General features: G+C 71.4%; 21 protein-coding genes and 3 pseudogenes. 14 read left to right on the forward strand and 10 right to left on the reverse strand.

Annotation, left to right across the window (positions count from 1 at the left end; translation table 11 throughout):
* Positions 1-23 precede the first annotated feature (23 nt).
* Entirely contained in the window at positions 24-791 is a 768-nt protein-coding gene (locus OO70_RS09900; RefSeq protein ID WP_043667097.1) for an MBL fold metallo-hydrolase, read from the reverse strand.
* Between the two features lie 66 nt (positions 792-857).
* Between OO70_RS09900 and OO70_RS09905 the strand changes: the two genes are divergently transcribed.
* Positions 858-1,496: a TetR/AcrR family transcriptional regulator gene (locus OO70_RS09905; protein ID WP_043667099.1), complete on the forward strand. Its 639-nt coding sequence runs from the start codon at positions 858-860 to the stop codon at positions 1,494-1,496.
* An 11-nt stretch (positions 1,497-1,507) separates the two neighbouring features.
* Here OO70_RS09905 and OO70_RS09910 read toward each other — a convergent pair whose 3' ends face one another.
* A complete protein-coding gene (locus OO70_RS09910) occupies positions 1,508-2,362 on the reverse strand; it encodes a LysR family transcriptional regulator (RefSeq protein ID WP_043667102.1) in 855 nt (284 codons plus the stop codon).
* Between the two features lie 96 nt (positions 2,363-2,458).
* On the opposite strand from OO70_RS09910, the gene OO70_RS09915 reads away from it, so the two are divergent.
* Positions 2,459-3,196 carry an SDR family oxidoreductase gene (locus OO70_RS09915; protein WP_043667106.1) on the forward strand — a complete coding sequence of 246 codons (738 nt, stop codon included), beginning with the start codon at positions 2,459-2,461 and terminating at the stop codon, positions 3,194-3,196.
* Positions 3,197-3,214: 18 nt separating this feature from the next.
* Here the strand turns inward: OO70_RS09915 and OO70_RS09920 are convergent, their stop codons facing one another.
* On the reverse strand, positions 3,215-3,910 hold the full coding sequence (locus OO70_RS09920; protein WP_043667108.1) for an alpha/beta fold hydrolase: 696 nt from the start codon (positions 3,908-3,910) through the stop codon (positions 3,215-3,217).
* 81 nt (positions 3,911-3,991) lie between these two features.
* Between OO70_RS09920 and OO70_RS09925 the strand changes: the two genes are divergently transcribed.
* The 3 genes and pseudogenes from OO70_RS09925 (at position 3,992) to OO70_RS09935 (ending at position 5,793) form a co-directional block, all read left to right on the forward strand.
* Entirely contained in the window at positions 3,992-4,564 is a 573-nt protein-coding gene (locus OO70_RS09925) for a TetR/AcrR family transcriptional regulator (RefSeq protein WP_043667110.1), read from the forward strand.
* Positions 4,565-4,633: 69 nt separating this feature from the next.
* Positions 4,634-5,008: pseudogene (locus OO70_RS09930) on the forward strand (DUF1295 domain-containing protein); the annotation flags it as partial.
* Between the two features lie 119 nt (positions 5,009-5,127).
* Positions 5,128-5,793, forward strand: a complete 666-nt coding sequence (locus tag OO70_RS09935) for an alpha/beta hydrolase (RefSeq protein ID WP_043667735.1) — start codon at positions 5,128-5,130, stop codon at positions 5,791-5,793.
* 91 nt (positions 5,794-5,884) lie between these two features.
* Here OO70_RS09935 and OO70_RS52220 read toward each other — a convergent pair.
* Positions 5,885-6,088: pseudogene (locus tag OO70_RS52220) on the reverse strand (YhjD/YihY/BrkB family envelope integrity protein); the annotation flags it as partial.
* 582 nt (positions 6,089-6,670) lie between these two features.
* Between OO70_RS52220 and OO70_RS09945 the strand changes: the two are divergent.
* Both OO70_RS09945 and OO70_RS09950 read left to right on the forward strand, forming a co-directional pair.
* Positions 6,671-8,581, forward strand: a complete 1,911-nt coding sequence (locus OO70_RS09945; protein WP_043667116.1) for a serine/threonine protein kinase — start codon at positions 6,671-6,673, stop codon at positions 8,579-8,581.
* Positions 8,582-8,668: 87 nt separating this feature from the next.
* Positions 8,669-9,523, forward strand: a complete 855-nt coding sequence (locus OO70_RS09950) for a helix-turn-helix domain-containing protein (RefSeq protein WP_043667119.1) — start codon at positions 8,669-8,671, stop codon at positions 9,521-9,523.
* Here the strand turns inward: OO70_RS09950 and OO70_RS57015 are convergent.
* Positions 9,503-9,976 (reverse strand): annotated as a pseudogene (locus tag OO70_RS57015) (hypothetical protein); the annotation flags it as partial. The gene OO70_RS09950 and the pseudogene OO70_RS57015 overlap by 21 nt on opposite strands.
* A 363-nt stretch (positions 9,977-10,339) precedes the next feature.
* Between OO70_RS57015 and OO70_RS51160 the strand changes: the two are divergent.
* On the forward strand, positions 10,340-13,318 hold the full coding sequence (locus OO70_RS51160) for an FG-GAP-like repeat-containing protein (protein WP_051741026.1): 2,979 nt from the start codon (positions 10,340-10,342) through the stop codon (positions 13,316-13,318).
* A gap of 269 nt (positions 13,319-13,587) precedes the next feature.
* Entirely contained in the window at positions 13,588-14,100 is a 513-nt protein-coding gene (locus OO70_RS09965; RefSeq protein WP_043667125.1) for a flavin reductase family protein, read from the forward strand.
* On the opposite strand, the gene OO70_RS09970 is transcribed toward OO70_RS09965, so the two are convergent.
* Positions 14,091-15,020, reverse strand: coding sequence for an MBL fold metallo-hydrolase (locus OO70_RS09970; RefSeq protein ID WP_043667128.1), 930 nt, complete (start codon positions 15,018-15,020; stop codon positions 14,091-14,093). The two genes, OO70_RS09965 and OO70_RS09970, sit on opposite strands and share 10 nt — an antisense overlap.
* Positions 15,021-15,257: 237 nt before the next feature.
* On the opposite strand from OO70_RS09970, the gene OO70_RS09975 reads away from it, so the two are divergent.
* Complete coding sequence (locus tag OO70_RS09975) at positions 15,258-16,064, forward strand: AfsR/SARP family transcriptional regulator (protein WP_043667131.1); 807 nt, start codon at positions 15,258-15,260, stop codon at positions 16,062-16,064.
* Here the strand turns inward: OO70_RS09975 and OO70_RS54455 are convergent.
* Both OO70_RS54455 and OO70_RS09980 read right to left on the reverse strand, forming a co-directional pair.
* Positions 16,047-16,193 carry a hypothetical protein gene (locus tag OO70_RS54455; RefSeq protein ID WP_158711433.1) on the reverse strand — a complete coding sequence of 49 codons (147 nt, stop codon included), beginning with the start codon at positions 16,191-16,193 and terminating at the stop codon, positions 16,047-16,049. The two genes, OO70_RS09975 and OO70_RS54455, sit on opposite strands and share 18 nt — an antisense overlap.
* 222 nt (positions 16,194-16,415) lie before the next feature.
* Entirely contained in the window at positions 16,416-16,874 is a 459-nt protein-coding gene (locus tag OO70_RS09980; protein ID WP_043667135.1) for a nuclear transport factor 2 family protein, read from the reverse strand.
* A gap of 169 nt (positions 16,875-17,043) precedes the next feature.
* On the opposite strand from OO70_RS09980, the gene OO70_RS09985 reads away from it, so the two are divergent.
* Genes OO70_RS09985 through OO70_RS10000 form a run of 4 tightly spaced genes read left to right on the forward strand, consistent with a single transcriptional unit; the run spans position 17,044 to position 20,503 of the window.
* Complete coding sequence (locus OO70_RS09985) at positions 17,044-17,829, forward strand: SDR family NAD(P)-dependent oxidoreductase (RefSeq protein ID WP_019070484.1); 786 nt, start codon at positions 17,044-17,046, stop codon at positions 17,827-17,829.
* On the forward strand, positions 17,829-18,569 hold the full coding sequence (locus OO70_RS09990) for an SDR family NAD(P)-dependent oxidoreductase (protein WP_043667138.1): 741 nt from the start codon (positions 17,829-17,831) through the stop codon (positions 18,567-18,569). The genes OO70_RS09985 and OO70_RS09990 overlap by 1 nt, the downstream gene beginning before the upstream one ends.
* Positions 18,570-18,603: 34 nt before the next feature.
* Positions 18,604-19,626, forward strand: a complete 1,023-nt coding sequence (locus OO70_RS09995) for an LLM class flavin-dependent oxidoreductase (protein WP_043667140.1) — start codon at positions 18,604-18,606, stop codon at positions 19,624-19,626.
* A 58-nt stretch (positions 19,627-19,684) separates the two neighbouring features.
* Positions 19,685-20,503, forward strand: coding sequence for a DUF6081 family protein (locus OO70_RS10000; RefSeq protein WP_043667143.1), 819 nt, complete (start codon positions 19,685-19,687; stop codon positions 20,501-20,503).
* 85 nt (positions 20,504-20,588) lie between these two features.
* Here the strand turns inward: OO70_RS10000 and OO70_RS10005 are convergent, their stop codons facing one another.
* Both OO70_RS10005 and OO70_RS10010 read right to left on the reverse strand, forming a co-directional pair.
* Positions 20,589-20,987 (reverse strand): PPOX class F420-dependent oxidoreductase, encoded by a 399-nt coding sequence (locus OO70_RS10005; RefSeq protein WP_043667146.1) that lies wholly within the window; start codon positions 20,985-20,987, stop codon positions 20,589-20,591.
* 2 nt (positions 20,988-20,989) lie between these two features.
* Positions 20,990-22,492, reverse strand: a complete 1,503-nt coding sequence (locus tag OO70_RS10010; protein WP_043667741.1) for a DHA2 family efflux MFS transporter permease subunit — start codon at positions 22,490-22,492, stop codon at positions 20,990-20,992.
* Positions 22,493-22,506: the final 14 nt, after the last annotated feature.

Consider the following 22,506-nt stretch of genomic DNA (forward strand, 5'->3'; position numbering starts at 1 on the left):
GGGGAACCGGAAGGTGACGGAAGTCAGTGGACGCCGAACTCCCGTGCCTGCCGGGTGGCGGCGCGGACGCCGTCGGTGAAGGGCTCGCCGTGTCCGGGCAGCAGCAGGTCCGCCGTCAGTTCGTCGAGGCGGTCCAGGGCGAGGAGCGCGGCCCGGCTGTCGTGGGTGAAGCAGCGGCTCACGAGCGTGGGCCCGGTACGGTCGGCGAAACCGTCGGCGGTGACCAGCGCGTCGCCGGTGAAGAGCAGCCCGCGGTCGGGGAAGAGGTACGCGGCGCTGCCGGGCGTGTGTCCGGGCAGTACGACGGCCTGCGGGGCGCCGGGAACGTCCTTCAGCACCTGGTCGCCGTAGAAGATCCGCGCACCCTGCACCGGGGGAGCGGTGAAGGCTCCGGAGCGGGCCAGTCGGAGGGGGAGGGCGAGTGCGGAGGGCCTGCGCAGCAGGTACGGGAGCAGTGAACGCTCGGGCTTGGCGTGGCGCATCGAGCTGCGCGGGCCGTCCCGCAGGATGACGTCGTCGCGCTCGTGGATCCAGAGGTCGGCGCCGGCTTCCTGGAGGGGGCGGGCCAGTCCCGTGTGGTCGGCGTGGCCGTGGGTCAGGAGTACGGCACGGATGTCGGCCGGCGAGTGGCCGAGGCCGGCCAGCAGTGTGTCCAGCTGCTGGAGATGGGCGGGCGTTCCCGCGTCGACCAGGACGAGACCGTCGGGGTCCTCGATCAGGTAGAAGTTGACGCCGTGATCGCCGAGGCGGTGGACGCCAGGTGCGACCGGCGTGGGCGCAGGACGGGACATGAGAGCCTCCGGCAACGGAGCCATATTCGATACAGTCGACTGTAACAGAATTGGAGGGGTGTGCCGATGGCAGACGGGACGCCACGTCGGTCCTACAACTCCGAGGGGCGGCGGGAGGCCGCGCGCCGCAACCGTGCCGCGGTGCTGGAGGCCTGCCGCGAGCTGCTCTTCCGGGAGGGCTACCACGCCACGACCGTGCGCGCCGTGGCCGAACGGGCGGGTGTCTCCGCCGAGACGGTCTACAAGTCGTTCGGCGGCAAACCGGGCATGGTCAAGGCCCTGTGGGACATCACCCTGGCCGGAGACGACGAACCGGTTCCGATGGGGGACCGCCCCCAGGTCCAAGAGGTCCTGGCGACAAGGGAGTTGGGCACCAAATTCCGGCTCTACGCCGCGTATGTGCGCGGCATCCATGAGCGGATCACCCCCCTCTTCGCCCTGCTGACCCAGGCGGGCCCCGACGTCGGCGAGGTCCTGGAGCTGGGTGAACAGGAGCGTCTGACCGGCGTCACCGCCTTCGTCACGCACCTGGCCGAGACCGGTGCGCTGGCCCCGCGAGCGGACCCCGCCCTTGTGGCGGACGCCGTCTGGGCGCTGGCCGGACCTCAGCTGTACACGCAGCTCACGGCGGGGCGGGGGTGGTCGGCGGACACGTACGAGGAGTGGCTGGCGGACACGCTGACCGCGACGCTCGCGCCGGGCTGATCAGGAGCGGGTCACAGCCGCGCCGCCGTGCGGACCAGCCCCGCGAGGGCGAGGGACCTGCTGTGGGCCGGCCAGGCGATGTGGGTGACGACGGGGGGCGCGTCGGTCAGCGGGACGGCGGTGTGGCCGGCCCACAGCCAGGAGCGGGCGGAGTCGGGGAAGATCGCCACGGTGCGGCCGAGGGCGATCAGCTGGGCGAGCTGTGTCTGGTTGTGGATCTCGGGGCCCGGGCCCGGCGGGTAGACGCCATGGTTGGGCCAGCGGGCGAGCGGCAGGTCGGGGATGTCGGTGACGTCGGCCAGGGACAGGGCCGGGTGCGCGGCGAGGGGGTGGCCGGCGGGCAGGACGGCGATCTGTCCCTCGGTCGTCAGCTCCTCGCTGTCGAACCCGGCGAGGGAGTTGAACGGGGCGTGCATGAGCGCCACATCCGCGCGGCCGTCGCGCAGCAGCTCCGGCTGCTCGCACATGCCGCACGGCAGCACCTCGATCTCGGCGGCGTCGGGCTCGGCGGCATAGGCGTCGAGGAGCTTCCGCAGCAGCTCGTGCGAGGCGGCGGCCTTGACCGCCAGGACCAGCCGGTTGCGCGGGCCGCCGGTGCCCCCGGCGCGACGGGTGCGGCGGGCGGCGGCGCTGGTCGCGTCGAGGGCGGCGCGGCCCTCGTGCAGCAGTACCTCTCCGGCGCCGGTCAGCCGGACGCCCCGGCGGTTGCGCTCCAACAGGCTTACGCCGAGGCGCCGTTCGAGCTGCTGGATGGCCCGGGACAGCGGCGGCTGGGCCATGCCGAGACGTTCGGCGGCACGGCCGAAGTGCAGTTCCTCGGCCACGGCGACGAAGTACCTCAACTCGCGGGTCTCCAAGGTGTCCACGGCCCCAGCATAGTTCCCCGGTGATACCCGCCGGGTATGACAGGGCACCGCATCGGTGTTGGCCGCGCCGCTCGTCCCCGGGCGACCATCAACGGCATGAGCGAAACGAAGATCGCGCTGGTCACCGGCGCGAACAAGGGAATCGGCTACGAGATCGCGGCCGGGCTGGGTGCCCTCGGCCACCGGGTCGGTGTGGGAGCCCGCGACAAGGCCCGGCGCGAGAGTGCCGTGGAGAAGCTGCGCGCCGCCGGGGTGGACGCGTTCGCGGTACCGCTGGACGTGACCGACGGACAGAGCGTCACCGACGCGGCCGAACTGATCGAACGGCAGGCCGGGCGCCTGGACGTCCTGGTCAACAACGCCGGCATCTCGGGAGACATGGACCCGGGATGGGTGCAGGACCCGACCACCCTCGACCTCGACCTGGTCCGCACGGTCGTGGAGACCAACGTCCTCGGTGTCGTCCGGGTGACCAACGCGATGCTGCCGCTGCTCCGGCGCTCCCCGTCGCCCCGCATCGTCAACGTCTCCAGCGCCGTCGCCTCCCTGACCCGGCAGGCGGACCCGGACATCGAGATCGGCCCGGTCATGGCGGCCTACGCGCCGTCCAAGACGTTCCTCAACGCCCTCACCGTGCAGTACGCACGCCAGTTCGCCGACACGAACATCCTCATCAACGCCGCCTGCCCGGGCCTGGTCGCCACCGACTTCACCGGCTTCCACGGCCCCCGCACCCCCGAACAGGGCGCGGCCACGGCGATCCGGCTCGCCACCCTGCCCGACGACGGCCCGACCGGCTCGTTCTTCGAGGACGACGGCGTCGTCCCCTGGTGACCCCGTCCACAGCCGCCGTCACAGGCTCAGCAGCAGATCCCGTACGGCGGCGGGCCGGGACAGGAACGGGTGGTGGCCGGCGTCGAGTTCGACGACCTTGCCCGCCCGCCGGGCGAACTCGCGCTGCAGCCGCGCCGGGGTACCCCGGTCCTGAGCACAGACGAGGTACGTCGAGGGAACCTGCTGCCATGCGGCCGCCCCGACCGGCTCACCGGTGACCCGCACGCTCTGCCGGGCGAGATGGTCGGCCGCCTCCACCTGGTCCTCGGGGTCGCAGTCCTGGAGGAACGTGTCCACGAGCAGCTCCGGGCGGACCCCGAACGTACCGGCACCGGGGTCGATGTCGAGGAACGGGGCGGGGGTGCCGTCCCCGAACTCCGAGAGGCTCTGCCCGACTTCGGGCAGGTAACTGGAGATCAGCAGCAGGTGCCGTACCGCCTCGATGCCGGCGGCGGCTTCCGCGGTGACGATGCCGCCGTAGCTGTGGGCGACCACGACGGTCGGCTCGTCACTGTCCCGGAGCACCTGCCGTACGGCGGCGACATCCTCGGCCAGTCCCGGACCGCCGACACCGCCGGGCGGCCCCGTCTCACCGCAGCTCGGCAGCGCCGGGGCCACGCTCGGCACCCCGCGCTCCTGCAACAGCCCGGCGGTGCGGTGCCACCACCACGACCCGTCACGGACGCACGCCCCATGCACGAACACGACCCTCATCGCTGCCTCCATCACGTCCGGCCCTGCCTGACTCTGCCGTCGACGTTAGACGTAGTGGTTGTTACGTGAAAAAGTGAGGCCATGGGCAGACGGCCGCAACCGCACATCAAGGAGAAGCTGCTCGACGCCTGCGCCGATCACGCCCTGGCACACGGCCTCCCCGACCGCCTCGAACCGCTGGCCGGCGCCACCGGCACCTCGGCCCGCATGCTGATCTACCACTTCGGCACCCGCGACGCCTTGTTGCGGGCCGTCCTGGGACGCGCCCGGCAACGCCAGCTCGACACCTTCGGCGACCTCCTGCGAGTACGGCCCGACGAGCCGTACCCGGTCACGCTGAACCGCGCGTGGACGGCCATCACCGGCCCGGACGGGCAGCCGTATCTGCGGATGTTCGGGCGGCTGCGCGAGAGCGCGGAGCAGCGGTTGTGGCCCGACTTCCGGCGCGCCGCGACGACCGACTGGCTCGGGCCGCTGGAGGACGGCCTGCGCAGCATCGGCCGGCCGGAACTCGCGACGCTCGTTCTCGCCGTCATCCGCGGCCTCCTCATGGACCTCGACGCGACCGGCGACACCGCCCGCACCGACCGGGCCTTCCACGACTTCCTCGACACGCTCGAGCACCTGCCCGACGGCCCCGGCCCCGGCGCGTAGCTTCCCCGCCGATCCGTCCCCGCCGATCCGCCGCCAGGTCAATCCGAAGCCCCGCCTGTTCCGGATTCGTCCGCCCTCGCCTGGGCCGGTACGGCGCTGTGGGCGGTCGGGATCGGCTTCGAGGCGGTCGGGGACGCCCAGTTGGCCCGCTTCCGGGGCGATCCCGCCAACCGGGGCTTGATCATGGACCGGGGCCTGTGGGCATGGACCCGGCACCCCGACTACTTCGGCGACTTCTGCGTGTGGTGGGGCCTGTTCCTGCCCGCCTGCGACTCCCCGGCGGCAGCAGCCGTGTCCGTGGTCTCGCCGGTGGTGATGAGCCTGCTGCTGGAACGGCACATGGCCGACCGACCCGGATACGCCGAGTACAAGGCCCGTACGAGCGGCTTCTTCCTACGACCGTCGCGCCCAAAAGCGCAGAGCGAACAGAGGGCACCGGCATGACGGACGCCCGGTTGTCGGGAGAGGATCGCCTCCGTGACCCGCGCGAAGCGGAACGCGCGGGCCGGAACAGGGGGCGCACCGGAGTGCAGTGGGACAAGACCGAGTCGCCCGAAAGCCCGCTGCTCCTTCAACACCGCCCGACCCGCCCCCGCGCGGCCGTTCTCGTCCTGCACGGCGGCCAGGCGACGAGCCACCGCCCCGCCCGGCCCTGGCAGCTCGCCGCGCTCCGGATGAACCCCGTCGCGCGGGCGGTGTCCGCCGCGCTGCCGCCCGAGGACGTCCTGATCGCCCGGGTCCGCTACCGCGTCCGCGGCTGGAACGACGACCGCGCCGATCCGGCACGGGACACCCTCCGGGCACTGGACGACCTCGCCGAACTGACCGGCCCCCTGCCCACCGTGCTGCTCGGCCACTCCATGGGCGGCCGGGCCGCTCTCCGCGCCGCCGGTCACCCACAGGTCCACGGAGTGGTCGCCCTCGCGCCCTGGTGGCCACCGGGCGAACCGGTCGACCAGACCGCCGGCCGGCACATCGTCGCCCTGCACGGCGACCACGACCACGTCACCTCGCCCACCGAGACGGCCGACTGCGTACGCCGGGCACGGGGGACTGCGGCGCAGGCCGGGATGGCCGTCATCGGGGGCGGCAACCACGCGATGCTGCGCCGCCACGCCTTCTGGCACCGCACGGCCGCGGCCCTGGTCGCCCATCTGCTCGACCCCGGCGGCACACCGGACCCCCTGCCCGAGGAGTGTTACGGGACAGGGGACTTCCCCGTGCTCTGAGGGGTCGGCGGCCCACCGGATCGATCCCCTGCCCGAGGAGCCCTACGGCACGGTCGGCTCCGCCGCACTCCGCCGCACTCCGCACACGGAGGCCCGCGTCCTTGGACACCTCCGCCGCGAACTGCGCCCCCGTCAGCAGCGCCAGGTTCGACAGCCACAGCCGGACCGGGAAGGCGACGATGCCGGAGAGCGAGCCGTACAGCCTGCTGCAGGCGCCGAGGGTCGAGGCGTACGACGAGAAGCCCGCGGAGACGGCCGGCGAGAGCGCGGCGGCCAGTGCGCCGCCGGGCAGGGTCGTAGACACCGCCGAACGCGTCCTCGTCCCCGAGAGCCACCCGCCCCACCAACTCCTCCAGGCCGGGCCCCGCCGGTTCGTTCCTGCCGATATGTACTGCTTCTTTCACCAAGGGTCTCCACGGTCGGGACATGTCCTGACGTAATCCGTTCCCGTGGGGACCTTGGACTGGATACGGCGGCCACGACCCGGGTGGTAAAGCTGTTACCACCCGGGGTCCTGGCGGCTGACGCGCTCCTCGGAGGAAGATCAGGCACGCGAAGGAACCGGCGGGTTCGTCGACCACGGTCGTCGGGCCTTCATGACGTGGGGCTACGGCGCCGCCCTGCGCACGGCACCCGGGCCGAGGGCGCCGATCTCGGCGCCGGACGGGGCACCGCATCCGCCGTGCTCCGTGCTCCCGGCATCCCCCCGGCCACAGCACGACCGCCCCCCGTCGACCGACAGTGCGCTCCTCAACTGCCCGTGCACGAGGGGTCGTTGGACGTGCGGCCAGCCAGAGATGCCCCATGGCGCCGCCGTCAGGACCGGTCGGCCTTGAAGCAGAGAAGTCGGTCCTGAAGCAGAGAAAAGGAACCCACGGTGTCCGACGAAGGACGGCTGATCGCCGACCGCTACCGCATCCTCGACCGGATCGGCCGAGGCGGCATGGCCACCGTGTGGCGCGCCCGCGACGAACTCCTCGGCCGCCAGGTCGCCGTCAAGAAGCTCCATCCCCAGCCGCATCTCGACACCGACGCACTCGACACCCTCTTCGAACGTGCCCGCCGCGAGGCCCGCAGCGCCGCCCGGATCAGCCACCCCAATGTCGTCGTCGTCCACGACGTCGTGGACGACGAGGGCCTGCCCGTCATCGTCATGGAGTACGTGCCGTCCACCACCCTCGCCGACCTGGTCAAGGAGCACGGCCCGGTCCCGCCCGAGGAGGCCGCCAGGATCGGCCGTCGCATGCTCGCCGCGTTACGGGCGGCGCACCGGGCCGGAATCCTGCACCGGGACGTGAAGCCGGCGAACGTGCTGCTCGCCGAGGACGGCCGAGTCGTCCTCACCGACTTCGGCATCGCCCAGGCCGCCGAGACCTCGGCGCTCACCCGCACCGGCCAGTTGGTGGGGTCGGTCGACTTCATGGCCCCCGAGCGTCTCGTCGGCGCCAAGCCGGGCCCGGAGGCCGACCTGTGGGCACTGGGCGCCACGCTGTTCCAGGCGGTGGACGGGCGCTCACCGTTCCTCCGGGACACCGTGACGGAGACGATGTACGCCATCGCCATGGAACCGGCCCCCGAGGTCCGGGGCGCCGGCCCGCTGACCCCGCTGATCCAGGGTCTGCTCGCCCCCAGACCGGCCGACCGCATATCGGCCGAGGACGCGGAACGCCTCTTGCGGACGGTGGGCGCCGACCCGCGACGGACACACCGAGCGGGCTACCCCCCGACTCCGCCTGCCGCGACCGCTCCGCCTGCCGGCACCATTCCGCCTGCCGCGACCACTCCGCCCGCCGCCACCGTTCCGCCTGTCGCCACAACGGCGCCCGCCGACACTCCGGCTACGGCGGCGAAGCCGGCCCTGAGTCCGGTTCCGGCCCCGAGTTCAGAGCCGGCCCAGAGCCCGGACCCGGACCCGGACCCGGACCCGGACCCAGAGCCGGACCCGGGGCCGGACCCGGGGCCCAGAACACCCGAGGCATCCGCTGCCGACCTGGCGGCGGAACCCCCGAAGCCGGCCACGACAGCCCCGCAGGCGCGTCGGCCCTCCGGCCGAACGGGCCGCGCGAAGAAGCCGGCCGTGCTGGCCGCCGTGGCCGCCGTGGTCGCCACGGCGGCACTGCTCACGACCTCGTCGCTGATCGACAGGACGGGGGAGAAGAACACCGGCAACACCCGAGCGTCGGCCGGCTCGCTGCCCGCCGGCGGTACCACGCCGCCGCCGTCCGCGGACACGCCGACAGCCTCTCCCGTCTCCTCCTCAACCTCACCGTCGAGTTCTACGAGCGCCGACACCACGTCGGCGACGACGCGCAAGCCCTCACAGGAGTCGACGCCCAAGGCCGGACAGGAGGATTCCGGCACGCAACCCGGAGCCGAGAGCCCGTCCACGGGCAGCGGATCCGGATCGTCGGCCGCCCCGACCGGCCATGCCCTGGTCGTACCCGCCACGGAGAAGTGCCTGAGCGGCGGCGCCGGGACCGAGGGGACACAGCTGGTCCAGGCCACATGCGACGACTCCGCGACGCAGCGATGGCTCATCGGATCGGACGGGACCTTCCGGTCGGCGGGGAAGTGCATGACCGTGGCCGGAGGGGCGTCCGCCGACCGGACCGAGATCCAACTGACCGGGTGCGACGGCGATGCCGCCCAGCGATTCCACTTCTCCGGTACGGAACTGCTGGCCGATCAGTCACAGAAATGCGTCACCATTTTCGGCGGCACGAGCGGAACGGTCGTAGTCCTTTGGGAGTGCGACAACTGGGACAACCAGACCTGGATGATCCGATGACCCACGTCCCCGTCCCCTGTAACGAATGCGTCGTGCGGCCGCGGAAAGCTTCGTGTCGTCCGCGGCCTCGGGACGACGATTGCCCGCATGGCGACGACGAATCACTTCGGCATGGCACTGCGCGGCTGGCGTGAGCGCATGCCGCCCCAGGACAGCGGGCCGGAGGCCGGCGGGGAGCGGCGCATTCCCGGACTGCGCCGCGAGGAACTGGCCCGCTCGGCGGGCATATCGGTCGACTACGTGGTGCTGCTGGAGCAGGGCCGCGCTCGCAACCCCTCGGCCCAAGTGGTCGCGGCCCTGGCCAGAGCACTCCGTCTCGACCCGACCGAGCGTGACCACCTGTTCCGCTGCGCCCAACTCGCACCGCCCTCCGCCGGGAACGTCGCCAGGCACATACCCGTGAATGTGCGGCGACTGGTCCACCAGCAGCTGGGCGGGATTCCCGCCGGGGTCTTCGCCGCCGACTGGACCATTGTCGGCTGGAACAGGATGTGGACGGCCGCGATCGGCGATCCCCGCGCGTACGGCTGGGACGGGCGCAATCTCGTCGCCGGGATGTTCCAGTCGGGCGACGGACGGGACCGGGACCCGGTCGCGGCATGGCCCGTCTGGTCGTGGAAGGGCGACGAGGCGCAGGAGGAGGATCTGGTCGCCGACCTGCGGGTGACAGCGGCCGCCCATCCCCATGACGAACGTCTTGCCTCACTCGTCGAGGGCCTGCTGCGAAGCAACCGACGCTTCGCCCGTCTGTGGTGCAACGGCACCGCCGGCCCCTACGTCGGCGACCGCAAGACCATCGAACATCCCCTGGTGGGTGACGTCGCCCTCGACGTCGAGGTCCTGATGCCCGCCGGCACCGACCTCAGGGTCGTCACGTATGTGACGTCGGCCGAGGCCACCGACGTAGAGAAGCTGGCTGCTCTACACGCGACCGTCCTGTGATGCCTGTGATGCCTGTGATGCCTGTGATGCCTGCCATGACTGTGCTGCCTGTGACGGGGTGACCGTGACGAGTTGGTGCTTCATCAGGGGCTGATCGCTCTGCCTGCTGTAGTCGTCGAGCCCGCACAGGATGTTGAGTTCGGGCGTGGCTCGTGATGTCGATCAGGTCGAATGCGGCCAGGCCCCGCCCGTCCGGTGGTGTTCCACTGGTCGTGCGAACGCATGGTGGAGAGTACGAGCATGCCCTCGGGCGGGCTGGGTGATGCGGAAGCCGAGCGGCTCGCGCACCCGCCGGTTGAAGTCCTCGAAGCCCGGGAGGACCCGGGCCATCGTGTCGCGGATGCGGTCGTAGTCCTGGACGTACCACTGCCGCGGCGTCATCGAGTCCGGGAGCGTCGCCCGTGCCATCCCGGCCACGATCGCGCACTCGGACAGAAGCGTCTCGGCGGGCGGTGATCACCCCGCCCGTCGTACACGACCGACTCGCAAGCCCCGCTGCGCCCGTGGAGAGACCGGACGCGCGCATGGCTTCCGGCTCAACTGGTCCGCAGCCCACGACGGCGCGCGTGATGTCGTCAGCGGCGGCGCCGGTGGCCACCGTGAGGGCTTCGGCCGGTAGCACGCCACGTCGTCCTCGTACAACGTTCCGCCGGGACCGGGCGTCCAATGGTCGGCACATCGGCTGAACGCCGTTCGCGGTGTTCAGCGATCACACGTCGTGTTCGAGGGACCAACGGACCAGGGGTGGGGCGCATGGCGCGCGAAAGACGTCGGCGGAGATGGCGAAGAACCAGGTCAGGGGCGGTCGCCTCGGTCGTGACGATCCTGGCGGTCGGGGCGGGGCTGCTGCCGTGGGCGGGAGCGGGGTCCGCGGTCGCGGACAGTGCGGGGCTGCCGTCGGTCACCCTCAAGGGCGAGCTGGGGCCGCAGACGAAGCCGGCGGTCCCGATCAGTGCGGACGGTTCCGGGGTTCTGTCCTACGGCGTCGATTCGGGGGAGCGGGTCACCTGGGAGCGGCCGGACGGTACGTACGTGAACGGCCTGCCCAAGCCTCTCCGTCTCGGCGAGATGTGGGGCGTCAACGGCGGCTTCGGCCTGGAGCAGGTCGGCACCACCCGCACCTACCGGATCCGGAACTACGACACCGGCAAGGCCGTGCAGTTCGACCTGCCGGCCAGTGACAAGGCCACGACGGTGTTCACCGGGAACCGCCTGATGACGCTGCGGAACACGCACGGCAAGTGGTCGCTGCACCTGCTGGAGATCCCCGCGGCCGGCGGCGCGCCGGTCGACCACCTGGTGCCCGGCGTCCCGGACACCCTGCCGGGAACCGTCACCAACGCGCTGGTGGACTCCCGGGGAGCCGCCATCGACTTCGGTGGCCCCGCCGGCTTCCACGCGCTGCTGGACTTCGCGACCGCCCGCCTGACCGTGGTGCCCGAGGAGGGCGACTCCGCGACGCAGGTGGTGTCGCTCAGCGCCACCAGGATTCTGTACGCCTCCTACACCGACTTCGACAGGTACCTCGTCGACCGCGACCACCCGGACGCGCCACCGACCCTCCTCAAGGTGGATTCCACGGTCAATCTGAGGTTGCTGGGCGACTGGGCGGTCTACCCCGGTGCCGACGGCCAGATCCTGGCCCAGCCCGCCGCCGGCGGCGCGGCCCGCACCCTGCTGCCGCAGTCCGACTTCCAGCCCGTCATGGGGGCGGACGGCGCCGTCTACGTCGCGGGCGGCTCGGGCCCGGACGACTGGGCGGTCCGGCGCATCTCGATCGGTGCCGACGGGACACCGGCCGTCGGCGTCCTCGTACCGCTGCCCCGGCAGTCGGTGTACGACGTCGGCGGTATCGCGGTCGACCAGGGACAACTGCGGGTCGGCACGCTGCACGTACCGAGCGGTGTCTCCCGCGCGACCACGTATCTTTCCGGCTCTTCGCTGTCGCTGACCGCGGGGGGCACGCTGAACGCCACGCCCCCGCAGAACGTCGGCGACCTCGGGTGGCACCCCGCGGACGGCGAACCCGCCTACGACATGCAGTGCACCGGGGAGTGCCTGCGGCTGGTCGGCACCGGGGAGGGCGACGTCGTCCGGTCCACCGGGGAACGCTGGGTACCCACGCTGTCGGCCTCCGGCACGTACAGCATTCAGCGCCCCGACGCACGGTTCCAGTACGTCCTCGACGGAACCAGGGCGCTGAGCCACACCGACCACTGGCACGCCGCCTCCCTGTGGGGCAACCAGCTGTGGAGCGCGGGGAGCAGGAGCGGCACCGTCTCCGCGGTGTCCCTGCCGTCGATGAAGGCACTCGGCTCCGCGGTGTCCGTGGGCGCCCCCTGCACACCCGAGGAGATCCAGGTGGTGGGCCGGTGGATCTACTGGTCCTGCGGTCCCACCGGGAGAGCAGGCGTCTACGACCGCACCACGAAACACGTGATCACGGTGCCGTCCGGCTACGCGGAACTGGCCGACGGCTACCTCGTCAGCCAGAACGCGGCGGCGGCAAGGCTCGACATCACCTACTTTCCCGGCGCGGTTCCCGCCGAGCGCGTGGGCACCACCGCACTGGGCCCGCTGAAGGACCAGGTGGGCGCCGCCGCCGACCGGCGTGGGCGGTTCTGGGCCGTGGACCGGTTCGGCGGCCCCGTCGCCTACCTCACCGACGCGGGAGATGTGACGGTCAGATGGCCGCGGGTCGCCACCTTTCCCCTTGCCGTCATCTCCACCGACAGCCCCGCCGGCGTGGATCTGCGTGCCGACGGTAGTCAGTACACGGGGGTGTGGCACCTGTCGAAGCCGGCGGCGAGCTGGAAGCTGACGATCGCCGCCGACAGCGGGAAGACCGTCCGTACCCTCACCGGTGGTCCGGCCACCGGCAGGATCTCCGCGACGTGGGACGGCACCGGCACCGACGGCAGGAAGGTCCCCACGGGCACGTACCGCTGGACGCTGACCGCGAGGGCCGCCGACCACGCGGGTCAGTCCGCGACCGCGGCGGGTTCATTGGCGGTGTGGTCGTCGGTCGCGCGGCGCCACGACTTCGGCAAGGACGGTGTCGGCGACATCGTGACGATGGACACCGCCGGGCGGCTGGCGATCCAGCCCGGAGACGGCCGCGGCGGGATCGACTCGGCGCACAAAGCTCTGGCGGGCGGCTGGCCGCGGGGCTCCTACCCGGTCCCCTTCGGCGACATGAACGGCGACGGCTGCGACGACCTGTTGATCCGCGACTCCGCTGGCGCGCTGACGCGTTACGACGGCAGCTGCGGTTCACCGATCGCGCCGAAGTCCGCGCACGTCCGGCTCGGCACCGGGTTCAACGCCTACAACGTGCTGACCTCGCCGGGCGACCTGACCGGCGACGGCCGAGCCGACCTGCTGGCACGCGACGCGGCAGGCGTCCTGTGGACCTTCCCCGGCACCACGACGGGCGGCCTCGGCACCCGCGTCAAGGGCGCCCCCCACCAGCAGATCTATCAGCGGCTGGTGGGCGCCGGCGACCTCGACGGCGACGGCATCGGCGATGTGATCGCCCAGGACAAGGCGGGCGTCCTCTGGCGGCTCCTCGGCACCGGCAAGTCCGGCTTCCATCCGCGCATCGGACTCTCCTCGGGCTTCGCCTCGTACAACGTGCTCGCCGTGCCCGGGGACCTCACCGGTGACGGCCGCCCCGACCTGGTCGCCCGCGACACCGCCGGCCGGTTGTGGCGGCTGAACGGCACGAGCGCGGGTTCCTTCTCGGCTCGTACGCGGATCGCCACGAACTGGCAGAGCTACCTGTATCTGACCTGATCCCATCGGCCCGCCGGCCGGGGTGCGCGACGCACGTGCGCGGAGCCCGCCCCGGCCGGTCAGGTGGGCCTCTCCACGTCCGTCAGCTTCCGCCAGAGTCGTCTGCTGCTGCCCGCTGCCCACCGCACGATGTCAGGCTCCCGAATCCCGTGTTCCGCGTTCTCCGAGAGGCGCGAGTGGCCCTCCACCGCACCTCCATCGACGGACGTGAGGCTCTGAGGGGCGGTCGGGAGCGGCTCGGTCGGCCACAGAACTGGTGCGGAGGCGGCATGACTCGGGTGGAGCCTGCGGATTTCCGGGAGTTCTTCGGATCGATACCCACGGCAGTGGCGGTGGTGACCACGGTCGATTCCCACGGGCGGCCTCAGGGGTTCACCTGCAATGCCTTCGCCGCGGTCTCGCCGCAACCGCCGCTGCTTCTCGTCTGCGTGGACGGGCGCTCCCGTAGCCTGCCGTCGCTTCTGTCGTGGCGGGCGTTCGTGTTGCACCTGCTCGCGGACGACGGTGAGGAGACGGCCCGGGTCTTCGCGAGCCGGGCCGTCGACAAGTTCGTGGGACTGCCGTGGTTTCCGAGCGAGGTGGTCCGCGAGGTACCGGTCCTGGACCGCGGCGTCCTGGCGTACGCGGAGTGCACCCTGGACCGGGTGGTGGAGGCGGGCGACCACCATGTGCTCATCGGGCGCATGGAGGCCGTACACCTGCACCCCCGTCGACCGGTGCTGTACCAGCGGGGGACGTTTCGGTCGTGGGGCGGGACGGCCGAGAAGACGGTTCAGGCGTGACAGGCCGGGAGCCCGCCGTGGAACTCCACCATCTCGGCGAACAGAGCAGGCATCTCCGCGGCGTCCCCGACGGCCTGGCCCCGTTCCTCGGCGTACGCACGGTGCAGGTTGGGCACCAGCCGTTCGGCATCGATCCACTCGCCGTAGGGGCCCAGGTCCGCCTCCTGGGCGGTCTCCAGTGGTGTGAGTCCTGCCGCGGCCCCCTCGCGTGCCAGTCGCTGGACGAGACGGAGATAGCCTTCGGCCGAGTCGAGCACCTCGGTGCCGCCCACCGGTCCGTGCCCCGTCACCACGGTGCGGGCACCGAGCGACCGCAGTACGGCGATGGCCTCCACGGAGCCGGCCACCGAGCCCATCGGGCAGAAGGGGGTCACGCCGGACATCACCAGGTCACCGGTGAACAGCACTCGCTGTGCGGGCAGCCACACCACGGTGTCCGCTGCGGTGTGCGCGGGCCCCAGGCAGAGCAGTTCCGCCGTCGTCCCGCCGATGTGCAGGGTCAGCCTCTCCCGGAACGTCACCTCGGGGAGGACGACTTCGACGCCGCCCCAGCACACCTCGGGCCACAGCCCGGTGAGATGCAGACCGACCGTGTCCATCTCGGTGCGGGTCCGCTCGCTGCCGACCACGACAGCTTCGGGGAAGAGGAAGTTGCCGAAGGTGTGATCTCCGTGGGAATGGGTGTTGATCACGGTCCGCGGCGGAATGGGCGTCACGCCGAGCACGGCTTCGCGCAGAGCACGTGCACGGGCCTCGGTGGCGGCTGTGTCCACCAGGGCCGACCGGCCGCCGGAGACGATCAGGCCGGCGTTGTTGAGACACCAGCCGCCGTCCGGTTGCAGATGGGCGAAGATCCCGTCGGCGACCTCCTCGAGCCGGGGCGCGAGTTTCTCGGTGACTCCTTCGACGTCTTCGGTCATGTGGGCTCCCTCGTGCGCATCCTGGACGTCGCACATCGTCGGCTGCGCGACTGGAGGCCCGCTTGAGGCCGGTCACCGGTCGTCGCGACGCCTCGGCAGCACATATGCGAAACGCATATGTGCGCCGTGTGGACTGCATTGGCGAACTCGTGCGGCACGCCCTGGAATTGATCTGGCACTCAGTGTCACTCTGCGGCTGTGCCTTGCCCCACGAGATCGCACGAATGGAGAGAGACCATGCAGATATGTGTCTTGGGTCCACTCGCCGTCGAGTACCACGGCAGGTCCATCGTCCCCACGGCGGGCAAGCCCAGGCAGATCCTCGCGCTGCTGGCACTCCGGCCCGGCCGCGCCGTTCCGGTCGACACGCTGATCGAGGAGGTCTGGGGGGACTCGGTGCCACGCAGCGCTTCGACCACTCTGCAGACGTACATCCTTCAGTTGCGCCGAAAGATAGGCGAGGCCCTGGACGGTGACGGTGATATGTCACCCAGGGACGTCCTGTCCACCTCCTATGGCGGTTACCGTCTGATCCCTGCTGATCAGGGCCACGATCTCACTCAGTTCCAGGACTCGCTGGTGTGCGGTTCGAGGGCTCTCGAGGCCGGGGACGCGCGCTCCGCCGCCCTGCTGCTGGGGAATGCTCTGGCGCTGTGGCGCGGTCCGGTCCTGGCCGATGTGCCCAAGGGCCTGGTGCTCGAGCTCGAAGCCATCGGCATGGCAGAGGCCCGGACGACGGCGCTCGAGCAGCGGATCGAGGCGGATCTCCGCCTCGGCCGGCACACCTCACTGGTTCCCGAGCTCCGTGTGCTGACCGCTCGTCATCCACTGAATGAGAGTCTGCGTGCCCAGCTCATGATCGCCCTTTACCGCGCGGGCAGCCCTTGGCGGGCGCTGGAGGAGTTCCGGCAGCTGCGTGACCAGCTGAACGCGGAGCTGGGCGTGGAGCCCAGCCCCCGCCTTCAGCGGTTGCACCGGGCGGTGCTCGATGGGGATCCCCTCCTGGACACCGACCGGGCGTCGGCCCTACGGCTCGCGGGCTGACACCACGGCCGCCGCGCCGACGAGACAGGACGCGGGGCCGAGCCGGACGGTCCGGGTGGCGAACGACCAGCCGTCCGGGCCGTCCGGGCACGACCCGTCGAAGCCGGCGCCGAGTCCGCGCGACGGCACGCGCGGCCCTGTACCCAGTGCCTTGACGTATGCCTCCTTCAGGGTCCGGAGCCGGAGGACGCCGTCCTCGTGTCCGGTCGCGTCGAGCGCGGCGACGACGGCCGGTTCCCGTGGGGTGCGGATCCGTCGAGCCGGCTCGGGCAGGACGCGGCGCCCCGCCGGCAGGTTCGGCAGTACCGGAGCGCCGAGTGCGGTGCGGTCGAGCCGTACGACCCCTCCGCGTCAGAACATCTGGTCGTGCTCGACGCACCGGGACCGGGTCAGTACGGTGTCGCCCTCGATCACCAGCACGTCGTGGACGACGCAGCTCGGGGCGATCTCCGGTTTGCCCCCCGGGCGGACCGTCACCACCAGCGCGTACACCCTGGACCGGTAGGACCCGTCGGCCTGCTCGGTGAGTGCGATGTGGTTGAACCAGTGCCTGCGCCGCACCGGGTCATTGTCGAAGCGCTTGTGGAAGGCGACCAGTTCGGCGGTGATCCCGTCCCGTCCGACGGCCGGTTCCGCCTGCGGCGAGTGCTGGAACTCCCCGTCCTTGGTGAAGGTCGCCGCGTAGTCCTCGAACCGGCCGCCGTCCAGTGCCTGCATCTGGTGCGCGTAGAAGTGCTGCACGCGTACGAGGAGTTCGCCGGGTACGGCGGGTACGGCGTCGGTCTCGGGTACGACGTTGGTCTCGGTCACCTGGATGCCTCCTGTTTCCTGGGTCCGGATGGGCTCGGGACATGCTCGGCCGGCCCACTGGAGTGCGGGTGGAGGGCGGCCGGGGGGCACTCCAAGCTCCCTCCAGCGTGGCTCGACCGGTTTCCAGGAGGCTCGACGGAACCCAACGGCCACGACATACGGAGGGCACATGACCGCGACCGCATCGCCGGTGGCGCTGGTGACCGGAGCGACCAGTGGCATAGGTCTGGAGATCGCCGAACGGCTGGCCGGGCTGGGCGCCCGTGTCTTCCTCTGCGCCCGGGACGAGGCCCGGCTCACGGCCACCGTCAAGGAACTGCGCGACCGGGGACACGACGTCGACGCCACGGTCTGCGACGTCGCCGACCCCGAGCAGATACGCGGATACGTGCGCGCGGCGGTGGATCGCTACGGACCGGTCGACATCCTGGTCAACAACGCGGGCCGAAGCGGAGGCGGTGCCACCGCGGAGATCCCGGACGAGCTGTGGAACGACGTGATCACCATCAACCTCACCGGCGTCTTCCTGATGACGAAGGAGGTGCTGACCACCGGTGGGATGCGGGAGCGGGGGCGTGGCCGGATCATCAACATCGCCTCCACCGGGGGAAAGCAGGGTGTGGTCCATGCCGCCCCGTACTCCGCCTCGAAGCACGGCGTGGTCGGCTTCACCAAGGCCCTGGGACTCGAACTGGCCCGTACCGGGATCACGGTCAACGCCGTCTGCCCGGGATTCGTCGAGACACCGATGGCGGAACGCGTGCGCGAGCACTACGCGGGTATCTGGGGCGTGAGTGAGCAGGAGACCTTCGACCGGATCACGGCGCGCGTCCCGATGGGCCGCTACGTGGAGCCGCGCGAGGTGGCGGCGATGGTCGAGTACCTGGTCGGGGACGACGCCGCGGCCGTGACCGCGCAGGCACTCAACGTCTGCGGCGGACTGGGCAACTACTGATGGCCGCGAGTGGTCCCGTCGCCCTGGTGACCGGATCCTCCTCGGGGATCGGAGAGGCGATCGTCCGGCGACTGGCCGAGGACGGCTACCGGGTGGCGGTGAACTCGTCGAGTTCTGTGGAGGCGGGTGAGAAGGTGGCCGCGACACTGCCCGACGCGATCTACGTACGGGCCGACGTGTCGGACGAGGGCGAGTCCCGGGACCTGGTCTCCACCGTGGTGGGGCACTTCGGCAGGCTGGACGTGCTGGTGAACAGCGCGGGCCGTACCCGGGCCATCGCGCACCGGGACCTGGAAGCGGCCACTCCCGCGGTGTGGCGCGACATCCTGGACCTCAACGTCATCGGCACCTGGCAGACCACCGTGGCGGCGATGCCGCACCTGGCGCGGACCCGTGCCGGTGCCGTGGTCAACGTCTCGTCCATCGCCGGCAGCCGGACCGCGGGCAGTTCCATCCCGTACGCGGTCAGCAAAGCCGCCCTCGAGCACATGACGCGACTGCTGGCGAAGGCGGTGGGTCCCGAGGTCCGGGTCAACGCCGTGGCTCCCAGCCTCATCGAGACCCCGTGGACGGCGGACGACGCGTTCTTCGCGCCGATCGCGGAGTACGTACGGCAGAACGCGCCGTTGCGCCGGGTGGGAGTACCCGAGGACGTCGCGACGGCCGCACGGCACCTCGTCGACGCGACGTACACCACCGGGCAGGTGGTGTACGTGGACGGCGGCTGCCACCTGCTGTGATCCGTCATTCCGAGCACACCAGGAGTCCGGTGCCATGCGCCTCGCTGTGAATCTCACCTACCAGGGCGCGGCCGAACTGGCCCGCGCCGCAGAACGACTCGGCTACGCGGCCGTCCTCGCCCCCGAGGGATACCGTTCCGACGCGGCGAGCCTGCTGGGACTGGTCGCCGGACAGACCGAGCGGGTGGCCCTGATCTCGGGGGTGATGCAGATCCCCGCTCGTCCGCCCGGGCTGACGGCGCTCACCGCCGCGACGCTCGACGCGCTGAGCGGCGGGCGGTTCAGGCTCGGCCTCGGTGTCTCCAACCCCGATGTGGCGCAGGGCTGGTACGCCGCCGCCGCCGACCGGCCGCTGGCCCGTACCCGGGAGTACGTGGAGGTGGTACGCCGGGCGTTGGCCGGCGGTCCGGTCCGGTACGAGGGGCGTCACTACTCCGTCGGCGGCACCGCCCCGCTCCATGTGCTCACGGAACCCGTGCGCGCGGACCTGCCCGTCTACCTCGCGGCGGTGGGGCCGGCGAACCTCAGGCTCGCCGGCGAGATCGCCGATGGCTGGATCGGGGTGTTCACCGCGCCCGAAGCGGTGGCCGAGGCGGTCACGGAGATCGAGGGCGGCCGGAAACGGGCGGGCGGCGACATGGCGGGCTTCGAAGTGCTGCCGAGTCTGCCCACGGCGGTCGGACCCGATCCGGCCACCGCCGCGGACCTGCTGCGCGACCAGTACGTCTATCTCATGGGCATCGGCGATGCCGAGCGCAACGTGTACTGCGCGCTGTCCCGCCGGCTCGGCTACGGCCATGTCGCGGACGCGCTGCGGGAGCGGCTGGCCGCCGGCGACCGGGCGGGGGCCGCCCGGGCGCTGCCCGTCGACTTCATCGACCGCACCGCCCTCATCGGGCCGGTGCCGCGGATAGCCGAACGGATGGCCGAGTACGCCGAGGTGGGGGTGACCACGCTGGGCGTCATGGTCTCGGCCGCGGCCACCACACAGGCTCAGCGGCTGGTGATCCTCCGTGACTGCGCCGAGGCATGGCAGCTGTCGGGGGTCGCGTCATGACGACGTCCCGTCGCCGGTGCACGCCCTGTCCTCCCCGCTCAACCCTCAAGGAGAAGAAGTGAGTTCGGTCCAGACGGTCCTGTTCGAGGACGACTTCGCCGGGTGGAACACACCGGGCGGACGGGAGCGGTGGGAGCTCCGGCCGCTTTCGTGGCTGCCGAAGGGTGACGGTGTGGCAACCCTGTCGCCGGAGGGGCTGTCCGTGGTGCCCAGCGGGCGCAACCCCGGGACGGGGCGCCCGGCGTTCGCCCCGGCGCCCGACGGGCACGACGGATCGGGGCACCTGCGGTGGGCCGCCTTCGCGCTTCCCGCCTCCGGGGACAGCCGCAAGGGCTTCCCCCTGCCGGACGAGGGTGAATTCCGTGCGGAGGCGGTGCTGTCCGCCGAGCTCTACGGCACCGACGGGCACCCCTACGGCGAAGCCGTCGCGGACCCGGACGCCACCCTGAAGTGCGGCATGGCGGCGATGATCTGCGTGGACATGGAGTCCGGCATGGTCTTCGACTTCGCCCTCACGAACGGTCGCGTCTGGGCGCTGTACGAGCGTCTGCCGCGCCCCGGTGCGGAGCACGGCACCTTCTCGTACGCCATACCGGTCGCCCCTCGTTCGGCGGCGTCCTGGCACGACCTGGCCATCACGGTCGACTCCCGGGCGGGGCGAGCACGGTGGCTGGTCGACGGTGACGAGGTGTTCGCCGTGTCGGGCGTCGGACTCCGGCTCGGGGCGGACGAGTATCTGGCGCGTGCCGAGCCGGGACCGGAGGAGGAGGTGACTGTCCGTCAACTGTCACTGGGGCTCGGGCTGTTCGCCGATCCCCTGTGGGGCCAGGGGGCGCGGCTCGTGGCTCGCCGGGCCCGGGTGGGCATCCTCGGCTGAAGCGGTCCCGGCGGCCTGGGCCGACGGACTGTGGGCTGACACGGGAGGGGGGACGACCGGATGGTCGTCCCCCCTCGGCCGTCCCTCACACGTCGCGGGCGTGGATGCCCGGCCGCCCGGGGTCGAGGCCCCAGGACAGGATCCGGGTCGGATGGATCCGGATCATCTCCCCGCTGAAGTGCTCCATGTGCTTCTCGACGCCCGTGATCGTCTCGGCCCGGCCCCGGACTTCGACGGCGCGTACCCGCCAGGGACTGAAGGAGGCGATGTCGTCGACCACCAGGGAGACGTTCTCGTTGACCTGCACGTTGCGGAACTTACGGGTGTCGCCGAGTGCGCGGCCCTGGATGTCGATCGTCCCGGTCACCGGGTTGTGGCGGAAGGCGACAGGGTTGTTCTGCGGGACGCCGTCCGGCGCCACGGTGGCCAGCCTGCCCAGGGTCTGGCCCTTGAGGTAGTCGAGTTCGGCCTCGGTGAAGCTCATGCTCATGCCTTTCCGCTCGCTTCCAGCGCTGCCTGTCGTTTCTGGGCGCGTTGCGCGGCGAACACCGGCCGCTCGACCGCCGCCAGCACGGCGGTGGCGGCCAGGGCGACCAGCGTGACACCCAGCACCCATCCGAACGCGACTCCGAAGGAGTCCGCCATGGCGGCCGTGGAGCCGTGCGTCCCGGCCAGGCTGTTCTGCAGGACCACCACGATGACCGCGGTGCCGATGGAACCGCCCATCCTCTGCAGGATGCTGAGCTGCGGGGTGGCGTCGTTGATCTTGCTCCGGCCGAGGACCCGGTAGGCGGCGGTCATCGCCGGCATCATGGACATCCCGATCCCGAAGCCGCGGACGACCATCGCCAGGCTCAGCGCCACGTACGAGGTGTGCGCGCCGATCATCACGAACGGCAGGGTCGAGGCGATGTTCACCAACCCGCCGATGACGGCGGTGAGTCCACCGCCGATGCGCTCGGTGATCCGGCCCGCCAGCCACATCGCGGCTGCGGCACCGAAACCGGAGGGGCCCAGCAACAGTCCCGTGGTCACGGCGTCCTCATGACGTACGGCCTGGTAGTAGAGCGGCATCAGGATCATCCCGCCGTACATGGCTCCGCCCAGGCAGAACGTGGCGAGGCAGGCGGCGCCGAACGCCCTGTTGCCGTAGAGCCGCAGATCCAGCAGCGGGCGGCGGGGCTGCCTGACCCGGAGGGCGTGCAGGACGAAGCCCGCCGTGAGCAGGAGTCCGGCGGCGAGCGAGACCATGACGGTGACGGTGAACCTGCCGGTGTTGCCCAGTTCGGCCAGGCCGTAGGTGAGGCCGATCATGCCGAGCGAGATCATCGCCAGGCCGGTCACGTCCAGTGGGCCGGCCTCCTCGGGCTGCTCGCGGGGCAGCAGCCGTAGCCCCAGCAGGAGGGCGAGCGCCCCGATCGGCAGGTTGACGAAGAAGATCCAGCGCCAGCCGGGTCCGTCGAGGAGCAGCCCGCCGATGGTCGGGCCGATCACGGGCGTCAGCACCATCGGGATGCCGATGATGCTCATGACCCGGGCCATGTTCTGCGGCCCGGCCTTCTTCGCCAGGATCATCTGGCCGACCGGGAGGGTCAGGCCGCCGCCGATGCCCTGGAGGACCCGTAGAGCGATCAACTGCTCGACGTTCTGGGCCAGTCCACAGGCGACGGAGGCCAGAGTGAACAGGACGATCGAGCTGAGATAGAGGCGGGTGGCGCCCACCCGCCGGGCGGCCCAGCCGGTCACCGGAATGACCGAGGCGAGAGCCAGCAGATAGGCGGTCACGACCCACTGGACCGTGTTGAGGCCCGTGTGCAGTTCGCGGGTGAGGTGGTCGAGCGCGATGTTGACGATCGTCGAGTCGAGCAGCGAGGCGATCGCCCCGGCCACCACCACCACGGCGATGCGGCGGACCTCGGGGCTCAGGGCGCGCGGTGGCGCGGCGGAGGCCGCCCCGCCCGTGTCGGTTCGGGCACTGTCTGTGGACATGAGGGCATGGTTGC

Origin of the sequence: Streptomyces xylophagus (assembly GCF_000716435.1) — a bacterium.
Lineage (GTDB): Bacteria > Actinomycetota > Actinomycetes > Streptomycetales > Streptomycetaceae > Streptomyces > Streptomyces xylophagus.

What these genes read in the sequence shown, in the direction of transcription:
- OO70_RS09900 (WP_043667097.1), bottom strand. Translation starts at nt 791, where the DNA reads ATGTCCCGTCCTGCGCCCACGCCGGTCGCACCTGGCGTCCACCGCCTC.
- OO70_RS09905 (WP_043667099.1), top strand. Translation starts at nt 858, where the DNA reads ATGGCAGACGGGACGCCACGTCGGTCCTACAACTCCGAGGGGCGGCGG.
- OO70_RS09915 (WP_043667106.1), top strand. Translation starts at nt 2,459, where the DNA reads ATGAGCGAAACGAAGATCGCGCTGGTCACCGGCGCGAACAAGGGAATC.
- OO70_RS09920 (WP_043667108.1), bottom strand. Translation starts at nt 3,910, where the DNA reads ATGAGGGTCGTGTTCGTGCATGGGGCGTGCGTCCGTGACGGGTCGTGG.
- OO70_RS09925 (WP_043667110.1), top strand. Translation starts at nt 3,992, where the DNA reads ATGGGCAGACGGCCGCAACCGCACATCAAGGAGAAGCTGCTCGACGCC.
- OO70_RS09950 (WP_043667119.1), top strand. Translation starts at nt 8,669, where the DNA reads ATGGCGACGACGAATCACTTCGGCATGGCACTGCGCGGCTGGCGTGAG.
- OO70_RS09965 (WP_043667125.1), top strand. Translation starts at nt 13,588, where the DNA reads ATGACTCGGGTGGAGCCTGCGGATTTCCGGGAGTTCTTCGGATCGATA.
- OO70_RS09970 (WP_043667128.1), bottom strand. Translation starts at nt 15,020, where the DNA reads ATGACCGAAGACGTCGAAGGAGTCACCGAGAAACTCGCGCCCCGGCTC.
- OO70_RS09975 (WP_043667131.1), top strand. Translation starts at nt 15,258, where the DNA reads ATGCAGATATGTGTCTTGGGTCCACTCGCCGTCGAGTACCACGGCAGG.
- OO70_RS09985 (WP_019070484.1), top strand. Translation starts at nt 17,044, where the DNA reads ATGACCGCGACCGCATCGCCGGTGGCGCTGGTGACCGGAGCGACCAGT.
- OO70_RS09990 (WP_043667138.1), top strand. Translation starts at nt 17,829, where the DNA reads ATGGCCGCGAGTGGTCCCGTCGCCCTGGTGACCGGATCCTCCTCGGGG.
- OO70_RS09995 (WP_043667140.1), top strand. Translation starts at nt 18,604, where the DNA reads ATGCGCCTCGCTGTGAATCTCACCTACCAGGGCGCGGCCGAACTGGCC.
- OO70_RS10005 (WP_043667146.1), bottom strand. Translation starts at nt 20,987, where the DNA reads ATGAGCTTCACCGAGGCCGAACTCGACTACCTCAAGGGCCAGACCCTG.
- OO70_RS10010 (WP_043667741.1), bottom strand. Translation starts at nt 22,492, where the DNA reads ATGTCCACAGACAGTGCCCGAACCGACACGGGCGGGGCGGCCTCCGCC.